This is a genomic window from Nocardia sp. NPDC050413, assembly GCF_040655475.1.
GTDB classification, from domain to species: domain Bacteria; phylum Actinomycetota; class Actinomycetes; order Mycobacteriales; family Mycobacteriaceae; genus Nocardia; species Nocardia coubleae.
Genome location: NZ_JBFAJZ010000002.1, coordinates 142,698 through 156,163 on the forward strand (window position 1 = coordinate 142,698; position 13,466 = coordinate 156,163).

A 13,466-nucleotide genomic window follows, 5' to 3' on the forward strand; every position below is an offset into this window, starting at 1 on the left:
CGGTGGGATCGGGTGACCGAGCGACAGTTGAGTGAACCCGGAACCGGCACCCCCCAGGACGTGACCACCGATGGTGGAGTGCGGCGCACCGTGCTGCCCGGTGGGCTGCGCGTGGTCACCGAACACGTGCCCGGCGTGCGCTCGGCCTCGGTCGGCGTGTGGGTCGGCGTCGGCTCGCGCGACGAAGGTCCGACCGTGGCCGGTGCGGCGCACTTCCTCGAACACCTGCTGTTCAAGGCGACCCCCACCCGCACCGCGCTCGACATAGCCCAGACCATGGACGCCGTCGGCGGCGAACTCAACGCCTTCACCGCCAAGGAGCAGACCTGCTACTACGCCCACGTCATCGACGAGGACCTGCCGCTGGCGGTCGAACTCGTCTCCGATGTGGTGCTCAACGGGCTGTGCCGGGCCGTCGACGTCGATGTGGAACGTCAGGTGGTGCTCGAGGAGATCGCCATGCGCGACGACGATCCCGAGGACCTCGTCGCCGACTGCTTCCTCACCGCCCTGTTCGGTGACCACCCCATCGGGCGTCCCGTGATCGGCACCGTCGAATCCATCGAAGGCATGCAGGCCGCCCAGCTGCGCGGCTTCCACCAGCGCCGCTACCGGCCCGAACGCATGGTCGTCGCGGTGGCGGGCAATGTCGAACACGAGCGGGTCGTCGAGCTGGTCCGCCACGCCTTCGGCCCGCACCTCGACCCCGCCGCCGAACCGGCGCCCCGTCGTGAGGGCAAGTTCCGCGCCCAGGGCGCACCGGGACTCGTGCGCATCAACCGTGACAGCGAACAGACCCACCTCACCTTCGGTGTGCGCGCGTTCGGCAGGCACGAGGGGCAGCAGCGCTGGCCGCTGTCGGTGCTCAACACCGTGATCGGCGGCGGACTGAGTTCGCGCCTGTTCCAGCGCATCCGGGAGGAACGCGGCCTGGCGTACTCGGTGTACTCGAGCGTCGACACCTTCGCCGACACCGGCGCGTTCTCCGTGTCACTCGGCTGCCAACCCGAAAACCTCGCCCAGGTGGCCACTTTGGCGCGTTCGGTGCTCGACGAGGTCGCCGCCGAGGGCATCACCGACGCCGAATGTGCCCGCGCCAAGGGCTCGTTGCGCGGTGGCCTGGTGCTCGGACTGGAGGACTCCGCATCGCGGATGAACCGCATCGGGCGCAGCGAACTCAGCTACGGCAACCACCGCAGTGTCTCGGCGACCCTGGCCCGCATCGACGCCGTCACCACCGACGAGGTCAACGCCATCGCCCGTACCCTGCTCGCCCGGCCCTACGGCGCCGCCGTCGCGGGCCCCTACCAGCGGACTCGCGATCTACCCGCTTCGGTCCGCAGACTCGTCGAGAACTGAGGGATCGGCTGCCCGCGAACGCGGCGGGCGGCCGGGCTGTCTCTTGCCCGCGTCGCTACGATCGCGGTGACGGTGGTCAGCGCGCGGCGTCGATACGCCCGTTGTGCAAGGGAAGTGACGCGGCGACAACGTACTTCGCGTCCCCTGCGCCTGCGCTGAATGTTCCGCCGAGCATCGTCGCGCGTTCGCGCATGCCGAGCAGTCCGTGGCCCGCACCGGCGGCAGGCACCGTCGCACACGGATTGGCGACACGGATGTCGATCGCCTTCTCGGCCACCACAACGGTGACCTCGACCGGTGCGCCCGGTGCGTGGCGGATCGCATTGCTCAGTGCTTCCTGCACGATCCGATAGGACGATAGACCAACGGCGTCAGGCACTTTCGACGTATCACCGGTCAGTGTCATCGTGATGTGCGTACCGCCCCCGCGCACCGTCTCCACCAGTGCGGTGAGGTCTCGCAGAGTGGGCTGCGGCAGGAGCGTGGCGTCACCACTGCGCAGCACTCCGAGGATGTGGCGCATCTCGGACAAGGCGACCGTCGCACTGTTGCGGATGGTGTCGAGCCGGGCGCTGGTGGCGGGCGCGAGATTCCGGTCGCTGTGCTGGGCAGCCTCGGCCTGGATCGCGATCACCGTCATGTGGTGGGCGACCACATCGTGCAGCTCACGGGCGATGCGGGCGCGTTCCTCCCACAGCGAGGTGAGCTGGCGTTGCCGCTCGGTGCTGTCGCGTTCGCGGCGCAGGCTGTTGCTGGTGACGCCGACCGTGCGCACCGCGATCACGGTCGAGAGCACCAGCCCCGACACCGCGCTCGCCCCGAGAATCCCGACCAGCCATTCGGCGGGCCGCAACCACAGCGCCAGACCGATCCCGGTCGCCACCGTCGCCGCCCAGGCCCCCGCCGCGGCGCGCGCGCCCGCCCGCACCGCCCCCACGCCCAGGACGATGAAGTAGCTGGTCAGCATCGGATCGACCCACAACTCCGCCTGCGGTCCGGTGAGCACGGACGCGGCGGCCAGCGCCGCGAGGCCCAGCGCCCACCCCGCCACCGGAGCCCACATGGCCAGCGAGACAGCGGTACCGATGCCGAGCGCGAGCGCGACGACCTGGACCACCGCAAGCTCGGTATCGGCCACCATGGTCGCCAGCACGGCGACGAACCCCACCACGCCCGCCGCGATGCTCAACGACACCTGTTGCCACCGGCCCAGCCGCGGCGGCCAGGACTCCAGCACGCGGGCGGCGATTGTCTCCATGCGCTCATCCTTGTCGATCGCGGGTGCGGACACCGTCAGACCAGGTCGCGGCGCCGGACGACGACAACCGCGCAGGCGAGGAAGACCACCGGGTACACCGCCAGCGCGACAACGGCTTGCGGCCAGTCGAGGAGGTCGAGCACCCCCGGCGTCGCCTCGCCCTGCAGTGTCCGTAGATCACCCGCCAGCGAACCCGCCACCGACCCGGGCAGGTAGTCCGTCACCGCACCGGCACTGCCGAGCATGTCGCCGAAGAAGCGAAGCACGTTCTCCAGCACCAGTACCCACACCAGGCCGAGCCCGACCGCGAGGGACGGCCCGCGCGCCAACAGGCCGATCAGCGCGCCGAGCAACGTCCACATGGTCAGAATCGCGATGCCACTGCCGATTCCGGCCAGCATCCGGCCCACCGACGGGAGCACGAGCGGCTGGGATTCGGCCGCGGCGATGACGCACGCGACACCCAGATCGAGCCCGAACGCCACGAGTACGGCCACAACCGCCACCGCGAGCAGCGCGAACACCGTGCCCAGCAGGGCCGTGACGCGCCCCGGTCCCTGGGTGAACACCGTCTTCCAGGTGCCCCAGCCGTACCCGCTGCCGGTGGCGAGCGCACCGAGGATCAACATCAGAGCACCACCGAAAAGCACGGTGCCGCCGACGAATTCCTCCGGCACGGCCGTGGGCATCATCTGCGCGAGCACGTACTCGCGCGGCTGCCCCTCGGTGGCATCGGCGGCGCTGCCCGAGCTGTAGCCGATGTAGTTGAGCAGGTACATGAAGGTGAGGTTCAACGTCAGCCAGACCGCGAGCAGGCTCCACAACACGGGCCAGCGGCGCAGCCGAAGCACTTCCGCGCGAATGCTGTCGATCATGCGACGTTCTCCACATCCGGTGCGGTCATCTCGAAGTACGCTTCTTCCAGGGAACGTTCCGTCGAACGCAATTCGTGTAGTTCGGCGCCCGCGTCGAGCACCGCGCGGGCGATGAGCGGTGCCGCGTCGGGGCCCGCTTCGACCCGGATGCCGGTCTGGGTCCGGGTGGCATCGCCGACAGCGACCCGGATCGCGTCGACGGCGGTCTGCACCGGTTGGGCCCGTACGAAAAGCGTGCTGCGTCCGCGCATTTCGGCGACGGTCGATTCGGCGATCAGTTTCCCGCCGTTGATCACCCCGACCCGGTCACAGATTTCCTGCACCTCGGCCAGCAGATGGCTCGACAGCAGAATCGTGTGCCCGTCGGCGGCGAGATCGGTGATGAGCGTGCGCATCTCGGCCATGCCGCCGGGGTCGAAACCGTTGGTGGGTTCGTCGAGAATCAGGAGTTCGGGGTTGCCGAGCAGGGCACAGCCGACGCCGAGCCGTTGTTTCATGCCCTGGGAGTAGGTGCGGAATCGGTCGTCACCCCGACCGGCGAGGCCGACGCGGGCCAGTGCCTCGTCGACAGCCGAATCCGGGATGCGCCGATAGCGTGCCATGACGCGCAGATTGTCGCGTCCGGACAGATACGGATAGAAGCCGGGACTTTCGATCAGGACCCCGATGTGCGCCAGCGCCTCCGGATCACCGGGTGCTTTTCCGAGTACCCGTGCGGTTCCGCTGGTCGGTTCTATGAGGCCGACCAGCATTCGCAGTGTCGTAGTTTTTCCCGCGCCGTTCGGGCCGAGGAAACCATAGATCTCCCCGGCCCGAACGGTGAGGCCGACCTTGTCGACAGCGACTTTGTCGTCGTATCTCTTGGTCAAATTCTCCGTGACCACAATCATGATCCAACCCTAGATTTCAGCTGGTCCCGGCACATCCCGCCGCAGAGTGATCACCGGTGGTAGCTCTCAGGAGTGACGGTCATTCCACCAGGTGGCCGAGCCGTGGCACGGCGACCTCGAATTCGGCGTGCATTTTGGCCACCTGCGTTTTGCCGACCACCGTCTTCATCATCAGATCGCGCACCTTGGTCGCCGCGAAACCGTCCCAGGACGAAATCGTGCCGATTTTCCAGGATGCTTTCTGCAATGCCTCCGCTTCGGGCCTGCGTGCCTTTTCGTACGACGACAGCGCCCGCGCCACCGCCGCGCCGTCACCGACATCGATGGAGCCGAGATGATTCGCCAGGGTGATCGCGTCGACGATGCCTTCGCTGGCGCCGCGGCCGAGATTGGGGGTCACCGCATGCGCCGCGTCGCCGAGGAAGACGATGCGGCCCGAACTCCACGCGGGCATCGGGCCGAGCGCGCGCACATTGTGGTGCAGCATGACCTCCGGTGGCGTGGCAGCGATCAGGTCGCGCACCGCGGCGGGGAACACCTCGAATCGGCGCAGCAGGTCGTCTTTGACCGTGCCGGTCGGTGTGTCGAGTTCCAGGGTCGGCCTGGCCAGACCCGCCACCCAGAAGACATTGTTGTTGCCGCAGTCCTTGATGGCGATGCGGTTGCCTCGCCCGAAGAGCAGCGTGAACATATTGCGCCCGAGCGGCGGTACGTGATCGGCCACCGCGTGGACTAAACGGTAACTGGCGGTGCGCAGTTCGACTTCGGGGAAGATCTGCTGCCGGGTCGCCGAGTTGATGCCGTCGGCGGCGACGAGCAGATCGGCCCGCTCCCGATGACCGTTGTCGAATGTCACGGTGACACCCGAATCGTCCTGCGTGATGTCGATCGCCTTGTGGTTGAAGTTGATCGCGCCGAGATCCGGTGAGCCGGCGAGCGTGTCGATCACCTCCGCGCGCCGGATCATCACCGGCATCGGCGCGTCGTAGCGCTGCGCCATCGCTGCCAGCGGCGCGTGGTAGAGCGGGGTGCCGTCCTGGTTGAAGAACTGCTGGCGGTGCACATCGGCCCCGCGCGCCCGGATCTGTTCGGCCAGACCGAGTTCGGCGAAGGCCTTCATGCCCTTCACCCAGATCTGCAACGACGCGCCGACGGTGCCGAACGCGGGCGCCTGCTCGAACAGGGGCGCGTCGATCCCTACCCGGCGTAACGCGATGCTGGTGCTGAGACCACCGATCCCGCCGCCGAGAATGATCACACGACCGTTCGCTGTACTCATGGGTGCTCCAACCGGGTGCGCTGGGTGGTGGCGACGAGATCGAGATCGAAATCGCCGGAACGGAATTCGGGTCGCGACAGGATGTCGGTGTGGAAGCTCGCGCTGGTGGTGAGGCCGTGGCCCTCCAGCACGAGCTCGTCGAGAGCGCGGATCATCCGGTCGATCGCGGCGGGTCGATCCGCGGCCCAGACGATGACCTTCGCCAGTAGTGCGTCGTAATACGGCGACACCGTCACCCCCGGCTCGAGGTGGCTGTCGACCCGCACCCAGGGCCCGGCAGGCGGGCGATAACGGGTGACCCGCCCGGTCGTCGGTGCGAAATCGCGCGCCGGATCCTCGGCGTTGATCCGGCATTCGATCGCGTGCCCACGTACGACGACGTCGGATTGCCCGAAGCTCAGGGGTTGTCCCTGGGCGATCTGCAGTTGCTCGGCGACCAGGTCGATCCCGCACACCATTTCGGTGACCGGATGCTCCACCTGCAGGCGCGCGTTCATTTCCATGAACCAGAAGCCACCGTCACGGTCGAGCAGGAACTCCATCGTCCCGGCCCCTTCGTACCCGACCGAGCGAGCGCCCGCGACGGCGGCGGCGCCGATCGCCGCCCGGGTGGCGTCGTCGAGTGCGGGCGACGGTGATTCCTCGAGCAACTTCTGATGCCGGCGCTGCACCGAGCAGTCCCGTTCCCCGAGATGCACGATATTGCCGTGGCGGTCGCCGAGGATCTGCACCTCGATATGGCGGGCGCCCTCGAGATAGCGCTCGATGTAGAGGCTGCCGTCACCGAAGGCGAGGGCGGCCTCGGTCTGGGTGCGGCGGTAGGCGTCCTCGATCTCGGCGCGCTCGCGGACCACCCGCATACCGCGGCCACCGCCACCGGCCGCCGCCTTGAGGATCACCGGGTAGCCGATCTCCTCGGCGACCCGTTCGGCCTCTTCGGCACCGGTCAGCACCGACGTGGTCCCCGGCAGCAGGGGCAGACCGGCCGCGCTCATCAACGCCCGCGTCACCGCCTTGTCGGCCAGCGCGGTCATCGTCTCCGGCGACGGCCCGACGAAGATCAGGTTCTCCTCGGCGCACACCGAGGCGAAATCCGCGTTCTCCGAGAGGAATCCGTAGCCGGGGTGGACCGCGTCGGCACCTGTGCGCAGAGCCGCGCCGATGACATTCGGGATGTTGAGGTAGCTGCGACCCGGCTCCGGCGGGCCGATGCACACCGCGTCGTCGGCCAGTTGCATGGCGATCGAATCGGCGTCGGCGGTCGAATACACCACCACGCTGCGCAATCCGAGTTCCCGGCAGGCCCGCACCACGCGCAGCGCGATCTCACCCCGGTTGGCGACCAGAACCGTCTTGATCGGCCGTTCGGGATCGGTCACCGGACTCATGACGCGATCTCCATCGGGGCCGACTCGTCGGGCTCGAGCAGGATCAGCTGCTGGCCGTACTCGACGACGTCACCGTCTTCGGGCAGGATCCGCACCACCCGTCCCGGACCGGGCGCGGTGATGCGGTTCATCAGCTTCATCGCCTCGACGATCGCGACCACCTGCCCCTCCGCCACGAAGTCGCCGGGGGAGACGAACGGGTCGGCTCCGGGCTCAGGGCTGCGGAAGAAGTGCCCGACCAGGGGCGACTCGATCGCCACGGCGCCGGATTCCGGCGCCGGGCTCACCGCTTCGACGGTGACGACCGGGACCGGCGCCGCGGTCACGCTCGCCGGACCGTCCGGCCATTCCATCTCCAGGTCGAATTCGCCCGCCCGCACGCGCAGCCGGCGCGGCCGGGGGTTCAGGTCGGCGACCAGGCCCCGCACCTCATCGATCATGTGGCTCAACGATTTGTCTGTGGTCATCGGTATGTCTCCCAGGTGTGTCACGAGCCGAACTTCCGGAACTTGCGGTACCTGGCCTCGATCAGGTCGGGGCCGGGCACGGTGGACAGCGCGGTGAGCGCGTTCGACAGGGCCGCGCGTAGATCGCTCGCCATCCGCACGATGTCGGGTCCGCCCTCGGCGTCCTCGGGGATGACCCCGTCGACCACGCCGAGCGACAGCAGATCCGCCGCCGTGAGTTTCAGCGCTTCGGCGGCCGTGCTCGCCGCCGCGCGGTCGCCCCAGAGGATCGCGGCACACCCCTCCGGGCTGATGACGGAGTAGTAGGAGTTCTCGAACATCAGCACGGTGTCGGCGACGCCGAGCGCCAGCGCCCCACCGCTGCCGCCCTCGCCGGTGACCACGGTGACGATCGGCACCGGGAGCCTGCTCGATTCCATGATGGCGCGCGCGATGGCGCCCGCCTGCCCGCGTTCCTCCGCACCGACGCCGGGATAGGCGCCCGGTGTATCGATCAGGGTGACGATCGGCATCCCGAATTTCGCCGCGTGACGCATCAGCCGCAACGCCTTGCGGTATCCCTCGGGTTCGGGCATACCGAAGTTCCTGGCGATGGATTCCCTGGTGTCGCTGCCCTTTTCGTGGCCGATCAGCATGACCGCGCGACCACCGAGGGTGGCGAGTCCGCCGACGAGAGCCGAGCTGTCGGCGAACATGCGATCACCGCGCAATTCGACGAAGGTGTCGAAGGCGACCGCCGCGAAACTCAGCGTGGTCGGGCGGGCCTGATCCCGCGCAACCTTCACCACTTTCGCCGCCGGGCGCGGGGACACCTGCGCGGGGTCGGTGACGGTGACCGGTGGGAGCAGCGGGCTCAGCGGAGTGTCGGGTGCGTGCGCGGCGAGGACCTTCGCCAGATACGCGCGCAGCTGCGCGCGCGGGACCACCGCGTCGATCAGCCCGTGTGCCAGGAGGAATTCGGCGGTCTGGAAGCCGGGCGGCAGATCCTCGCCGATGGTCTGGCTGATCACGCCCGGCCCGGCGAACCCGATCAGCGCGCCGGGCTCGGCGACGAGCACATCACCGAGCATGGCGAACGAGGCGGTGACACCGCCGAAGGTGGGGTCGGTGAGCAGGCACACCACGAGCAGCCCGGCCTCGTGCAGACGGCCGATCGCCTGGCTCGTCTTGGCCATCTGCATCAGCGACAGGCTGCCCTCCTGCATCCGCGCGCCACCCGAGGCGCAGCACAGCAGTAGCGGAAGCCGTTGGGCGAGTGCGAGTTCGGCGGCGCGGGTGATGACCTCGCCGACGGCCGAACCCATCGAGCCGCCCATGAAGCCGAACTCCATCGCCGCGACGACCAGCCGCCTGCCGTCGAGGGTGCCGATACCGAACACGGCGGCGTCGTATTCGCCGGTCTTGGCCCGGGCGTGGGCGAGCCGTTGCCGGTAGGACTTGTGGTCCCGGAAGTCGAGCACGTCGCGCGTTTCGATGTCGTCGTAACTGCCCGGGGTCCAGGAGTTCCCGTCGAGCAGCAGGGCCAGCCGCCGGTGCGCGCCGATGCGCAGATGGTGGCCGCAGCGGGTGCAGACCCGCAGGTTGCGTTCCAGCTGTGGTTTGTACTGGTATTCGGCGCAGGACGGGCATTTGGTCCAGGTGGTGTCCTGGTCGGTGCCCTGCCTGCCGATGGTGTCGATCACTTCGGTCATCGGAACTCTCCGTTCGGCTCTGACTTGTCGATCTGTTCGGCCAGGAACGCCCGCAGCGCGTCGGCGACGGTGCCGGGCGCTTCCGCGTGCACGGCATGGCCGGTACCGGGCACGAACACGTGCGAGCCGTCGGCAAGCAGCCCCAGCGCGCGCCGCACGTGTTCGTCGGTCATGAGCGCGCCGGTGCGCTCGTCGCCCTGGACGAGCAACACCGGACACCGCAGTCGCGACATCAGCTCGTCGGGGTCTTGTTCGCGCTGGTTGCGCCCCTCCACCCAGCGTTGATTCAGCTCCGGATCGGCCATGCGCAGCGACACCGCGATCGAACGCATCGCCTGGTTGGGGACCGCGTAGCCGAGCATCGCCGCGCGCTGGGACTCGGTGAGCCGGTACAGCGCCGAGTCGACGATCACCACCGCCCGCACCAGATCGGGGCGGGCGGCGGCGACCATGGCGGCGATCCAGCCGCCCATCGAATGCCCGAACAGCACCATCGGCGCGCCGATGCGCTCGGTGACGAACTGCTCGACATCGGCGGCGAAGTCGGCCAGCGCGTAATGACCTGCCACCCAGTCGGATCGGCCGTGTCCGCGCAGATCCGGTGCGTAGACGTCCCAACCGGGGCCGAGCGAGCGGACGAGCGGCCGGAAGGTCTGCCACCGTGCGCCCAACCCGTGCAGCATGCACAGCGACGGCCTGATGTCACCACTGACGTGGGCGTATTCGAGCGTCGCCGCACTCGTGCGAAACCGGCCCGTCTCGATCGGGCCCACGGCAGGGCGCATCCCTCAGCCCGCCCAGACCAGGGTCATCCCGGCGTACTTCCACTTGCTCGTCTCGATGGCAAGCAGCAAGACGTTGTCGCCCGTCCGCAACCGGCCCGCGCGCGCTGCCTCGTCCAGGGCGAGGGGAACAGCGGCCGAACCGGTGGCGCCGACCCGTTCGATGTTCTCGTAGATCTTGTCGCGCAGGGCCAGCCACTCGTCGGTGAGCAGACCGGCCGCCTCCAGCTCACTGGTCATGTAGCCGGCATTGCCCTCGGGGACGACCCACAGGGCGATGTCCTCGGCCTTCACTCCGCTGATCTCGAGCATCTCGCGCAGCGAGCGGGTGATCATGTGCGGGATGAACTTTCCCGACTCCACGACGTCGACCTTCAGCTCCATCAGGCGCTTGGCCAGCACCTGCTTGTGCAGTGGGGCGTGCGTCGACCCGCCGATCACCTGCATGCCCGGCTTCTTGGTGCCGCCCATCGTGACGATCGAGGAACCGAGCACCCCGGCCCGGGTCTGCGGGTCGGCCGGTTCGGCGCGCAGCACGAGCGCACCCGCACCGTCGCCGAAGGTGTAGGCCACCAGCCGATCCCGCATGCGGATCCGCTCCGGGTCGATGCCGCGATACATCGGGACGAGCAGGGGCGAGATGGCCTCGCTGCCGATCACCAGGGCGGTCCGGTGCGTGCCGCGCTCGAGATAGCCGCGCGCCACATCGGCGGCCTCGACGAAACCCGCACAGCCGGAACGGACTTCGATGGTGGTGCATTCGGCGATCCCGAGGTGTTCCTGTACGAACGTCACCGCGGGCGGCAGCAGGTATTCGGGGCTCGCCGTCGACATGACGATCAGATCCACCTCACCCGCCTCGATGCCCGCCCGCTCGAGCGCCGCGGTCGCGGCGCCCGCGGCCATCTGGGAGTTGGTCACCAGGTGTTCGCCGGTGTCGGGGTCGATCATCCAGTGCCGCTCCTTGACCTGGATGCCCTCGAGAATGTCTTCGGGTACGGGACCGAGCAGTGCTTCGATCTGCTTGTTGTCGATCGGGTCGCCGTGCAGGTAGCTGCCCGTGCCGACGACCTGGGCCGTGAATTCCGGTGTTGCCATAACGCTTGTCGTCCTTTGTGTTCGGATGCTCAGTCGGTCAGCGGCGCGAGCACGATGCTGATGTGGGTTCCGCCCAGTGAGGAGCTGTTCACCAGGGCCACGCCCCGATCGGGCCGGTCACAGGCGGCCAGTGCGGCGGCGAGCAGTCCGCCGGTGCCGAGTTGTTCGCCGAGCGCTCGTTTGGCGGCGATGCGCTGCGGGGCGTTGTCGCCGAAAAGCCGGTGCAGGGCCTGGTTCTCGGGCTCGTCGAAGGCGGGCAGCCCGACCTCGTTGGTCCACACCTCGGCGATATCGCCCGGTGTCAGACCCGCGGCGTCGAGTGCGGCGCGCATGGCGCGTTCCACTGCGGAGCCGGTCGGATCGGTGCGCCCCACACCGCGCGCGTCCGACGCGGTGGCATGCCCGAGTACCTCGGCGTACACGGTGGCGCCCCGGCGAACGGCGTTGTCGTACCGCTCGAGCATCACCGCGGCACCGCCCTCGGCGAGGGCGAACGTGTCGTGCGGGCCCATGGGCAGGCCGAGCCTGCGGTAGCCACGCACCACGAGCGGGGTGAGGGTGTCGGCGGCGGTGGCCAGGATCGCGGTCGCGCGGCCGAGCGAGACCATGTCGTAGCCGTAGCAGAGCGCGTTCGCGCCCGCCGCGTGTCCGGAAGTCACCGTCGAGGTGGGACCGAGCGCGCCGAGCAGCGTGGCGACACTGCCCGCCGCCGCGTTGTACACGGTGTTGGGGAACACGGCCGGGTTCGCCGCCGCCACCCCCTCCGCGCGCAGCGGCCGGACGAACTGTTCCATCGCCTCCATCGGACCGAGCCCGGTGCCGAAGACCACGCCGACCCGGTCGGGGTCGTCGGCGATCAGATCGGCGCCGGCCTCGGCCAGCGCCCGGCTCGCCGCGAAGGTCGACAGCAGGCCGAGCCGGTCCATCCGCCTGGCCTCCCGCCTGGTCAGATGGTCGCTGGGGTCGGTGTCGATGAGACCCAGCCGCACACCGTCGTCGACCTGGGTGCAGTCACGGCCTTCGGTGACCGCGCGCAAGGCCGCCCGCACATCGAGGCCTGCGGCACCGACGGCGCCCGTCCCCGTCACCACCACCCGCGAGCGCTCGACGCGGGTCGGCTCGGCGGCGCGTTCGGAGAACACCACACTCGCGTTGGCACCCGCGAAAGCGAAGTTGTTCGAGATCGCGTGGTCGATCTTGCCGAGCCGCGGTGACACCGGGATGTGGTCGAGCACGCATTCCGGGTCGGCCCGAACGAGATTGGCGGTCGGCGGCAGCACGCCGTTGCGCATCGCGCCGACGGTGATGATCGCCTCGACCGCACCCGCCGCGCCGAGCAGGTGCCCGATCATCGACTTGGAACTGCTCACCGGCACGGAATCGGCGGCGTCGCCGAGCGCGAGCCGGGTGGCCTTGGCCTCGGCGCTGTCGTTGCGTGGTGTGCCGGTGCCGTGGCTGTTGACGTAGCCGATGTCGCTGTCGCGCAACCCGGCCCATTCGATGGCCGAACGGATGGCCCGCGCGGCACCGGTGCCGTCGGGGCGCGGGGCGGTCGGGTGGTAGCCGTCGGCGGACAGTCCGTAGCCGCGGATCACGCACAGCGGCTCCACCTCGGCCGCGGCCGCCAGCTCGGCGCTGGTCAGGACGAGCATGCCGCTGCCCTCACCGAGCGAGAGCCCGGTTCGCTTGTCCTGGTACGGCGCCGCCGGTGTCGGCGACAGCGAACCGAGCGAGTTGAACCCCGCGTAGGCCACGTCGGACAGGGCGTCGGTGCCGCCGGCCAGCACCATGTCGGCCCGTCCGAGCGCGATCAGATCCGCGGCGTAGCCGATCGCGTTCGCCCCCGCCGCGCAGGCGGTGTTCACCGAGAACACCGGGCCGGCGCACTGGAAATGCGCAGCCAGCGATTCGGCGATGGCCTGCGGCGGCCCGAACATGGCGAGTTCGGGGGTGCCCGCGCCGACACCGTCGTCACCGAGCCACTCGAGGGTGCTGAGCAGACCCGCGTTGCAGGTGCCGAGCACGATGGCCCGGTCGTGCGGCGCCACCTCGGCGACCAGGGCGCCCGCCGCCTCCATCGCCTCGGTGGCGGCGGCGAACGCGAAATCGAAAGCGCGGTCCCGGAATCCGCCCACTTCGTCGGCGATCGGTGAGGGTGCGACGGGGGAGCGGACCTCACCGCCGATCCGGGTGTTGTAGTCCGACATGGGCAGGTGCTCGACCGGGTCGATCGCGACATGACCGGCGCGCACGCCGTCCCACAGCGCCTTGGCCGTATCGCCCTGCGAGGTGACGGCGCCGACAGCGACGACGACCACCGTTCGCAGGGACATGTGCTGGGTTTCTCTCGTCTTCACCGTGCACTCCTGTTCGTGGTTC

11 protein-coding genes are annotated in these 13,466 nt (G+C 69.2%); 1 reads left to right on the forward strand and 10 read right to left on the reverse strand.

Going from position 1 to position 13,466, the window contains the following annotated elements:
- Nucleotides 1-27 precede the first annotated feature (27 nt).
- On the forward strand, nt 28-1,359 hold the full coding sequence (locus tag AB0I19_RS06600; protein WP_357145404.1) for a pitrilysin family protein: 1,332 nt from the start codon (nt 28-30) through the stop codon (nt 1,357-1,359).
- 76 nt (nt 1,360-1,435) lie between these two features.
- Here AB0I19_RS06600 and AB0I19_RS06605 read toward each other — a convergent pair whose 3' ends face one another.
- From AB0I19_RS06605 to AB0I19_RS06650, 10 genes are all read right to left on the reverse strand, one after another.
- Nucleotides 1,436-2,617, reverse strand: coding sequence for a histidine kinase (locus AB0I19_RS06605; protein ID WP_357145407.1), 1,182 nt, complete (start codon nt 2,615-2,617; stop codon nt 1,436-1,438).
- 35 nt (nt 2,618-2,652) lie between these two features.
- On the reverse strand, nt 2,653-3,492 hold the full coding sequence (locus AB0I19_RS06610) for an ABC transporter permease (protein WP_357145410.1): 840 nt from the start codon (nt 3,490-3,492) through the stop codon (nt 2,653-2,655).
- A complete protein-coding gene (locus tag AB0I19_RS06615; RefSeq protein ID WP_357145413.1) occupies nt 3,489-4,382 on the reverse strand; it encodes an ABC transporter ATP-binding protein in 894 nt (297 codons plus the stop codon). The genes AB0I19_RS06610 and AB0I19_RS06615 overlap by 4 nt, the downstream gene beginning before the upstream one ends.
- A 79-nt stretch (nt 4,383-4,461) precedes the next feature.
- A complete protein-coding gene (locus tag AB0I19_RS06620) occupies nt 4,462-5,661 on the reverse strand; it encodes an FAD-dependent monooxygenase (protein ID WP_357145416.1) in 1,200 nt (399 codons plus the stop codon).
- On the reverse strand, nt 5,658-7,049 hold the full coding sequence (gene accC / locus AB0I19_RS06625) for an acetyl-CoA carboxylase biotin carboxylase subunit (protein ID WP_357145419.1): 1,392 nt from the start codon (nt 7,047-7,049) through the stop codon (nt 5,658-5,660). Before accC ends, AB0I19_RS06620 begins: the two co-directional genes overlap by 4 nt.
- The gene (locus AB0I19_RS06630; RefSeq protein WP_357145422.1) at nt 7,046-7,516 is read right to left on the reverse strand and encodes a biotin/lipoyl-containing protein; all 471 of its coding nucleotides are present in this window, start codon (nt 7,514-7,516) and stop codon (nt 7,046-7,048) included. The genes accC and AB0I19_RS06630 overlap by 4 nt, the downstream gene beginning before the upstream one ends.
- 20 nt (nt 7,517-7,536) lie before the next feature.
- Nucleotides 7,537-9,207: an acetyl-CoA carboxylase carboxyltransferase subunit alpha gene (locus AB0I19_RS06635; protein ID WP_357145425.1), complete on the reverse strand. Its 1,671-nt coding sequence runs from the start codon at nt 9,205-9,207 to the stop codon at nt 7,537-7,539.
- Nucleotides 9,204-9,980, reverse strand: a complete 777-nt coding sequence (locus tag AB0I19_RS06640) for an alpha/beta hydrolase (protein ID WP_357145428.1) — start codon at nt 9,978-9,980, stop codon at nt 9,204-9,206. Before AB0I19_RS06640 ends, AB0I19_RS06635 begins: the two co-directional genes overlap by 4 nt.
- 15 nt (nt 9,981-9,995) lie before the next feature.
- Nucleotides 9,996-11,087, reverse strand: coding sequence for a 3-oxoacyl-[acyl-carrier-protein] synthase III C-terminal domain-containing protein (locus AB0I19_RS06645; protein WP_067492654.1), 1,092 nt, complete (start codon nt 11,085-11,087; stop codon nt 9,996-9,998).
- A 29-nt stretch (nt 11,088-11,116) separates the two neighbouring features.
- Entirely contained in the window at nt 11,117-13,444 is a 2,328-nt protein-coding gene (locus tag AB0I19_RS06650) for a beta-ketoacyl-[acyl-carrier-protein] synthase family protein (protein WP_357145431.1), read from the reverse strand.
- Between the last annotated feature and the right edge of the window lie 22 nt (nt 13,445-13,466).

Coding starts and splice junctions, on each gene's coding strand:
- AB0I19_RS06645 (WP_067492654.1), bottom strand. CDS start 11,087: ATGGCAACACCGGAATTCACGGCCCAGGTCGTCGGCACGGGCAGCTAC.
- accC (WP_357145419.1), bottom strand. CDS start 7,049: ATGAGTCCGGTGACCGATCCCGAACGGCCGATCAAGACGGTTCTGGTC.
- AB0I19_RS06610 (WP_357145410.1), bottom strand. CDS start 3,492: ATGATCGACAGCATTCGCGCGGAAGTGCTTCGGCTGCGCCGCTGGCCC.
- AB0I19_RS06635 (WP_357145425.1), bottom strand. CDS start 9,207: ATGACCGAAGTGATCGACACCATCGGCAGGCAGGGCACCGACCAGGAC.
- AB0I19_RS06630 (WP_357145422.1), bottom strand. CDS start 7,516: ATGACCACAGACAAATCGTTGAGCCACATGATCGATGAGGTGCGGGGC.
- AB0I19_RS06620 (WP_357145416.1), bottom strand. CDS start 5,661: ATGAGTACAGCGAACGGTCGTGTGATCATTCTCGGCGGCGGGATCGGT.
- AB0I19_RS06615 (WP_357145413.1), bottom strand. CDS start 4,382: ATGATTGTGGTCACGGAGAATTTGACCAAGAGATACGACGACAAAGTC.
- AB0I19_RS06605 (WP_357145407.1), bottom strand. CDS start 2,617: ATGGAGACAATCGCCGCCCGCGTGCTGGAGTCCTGGCCGCCGCGGCTG.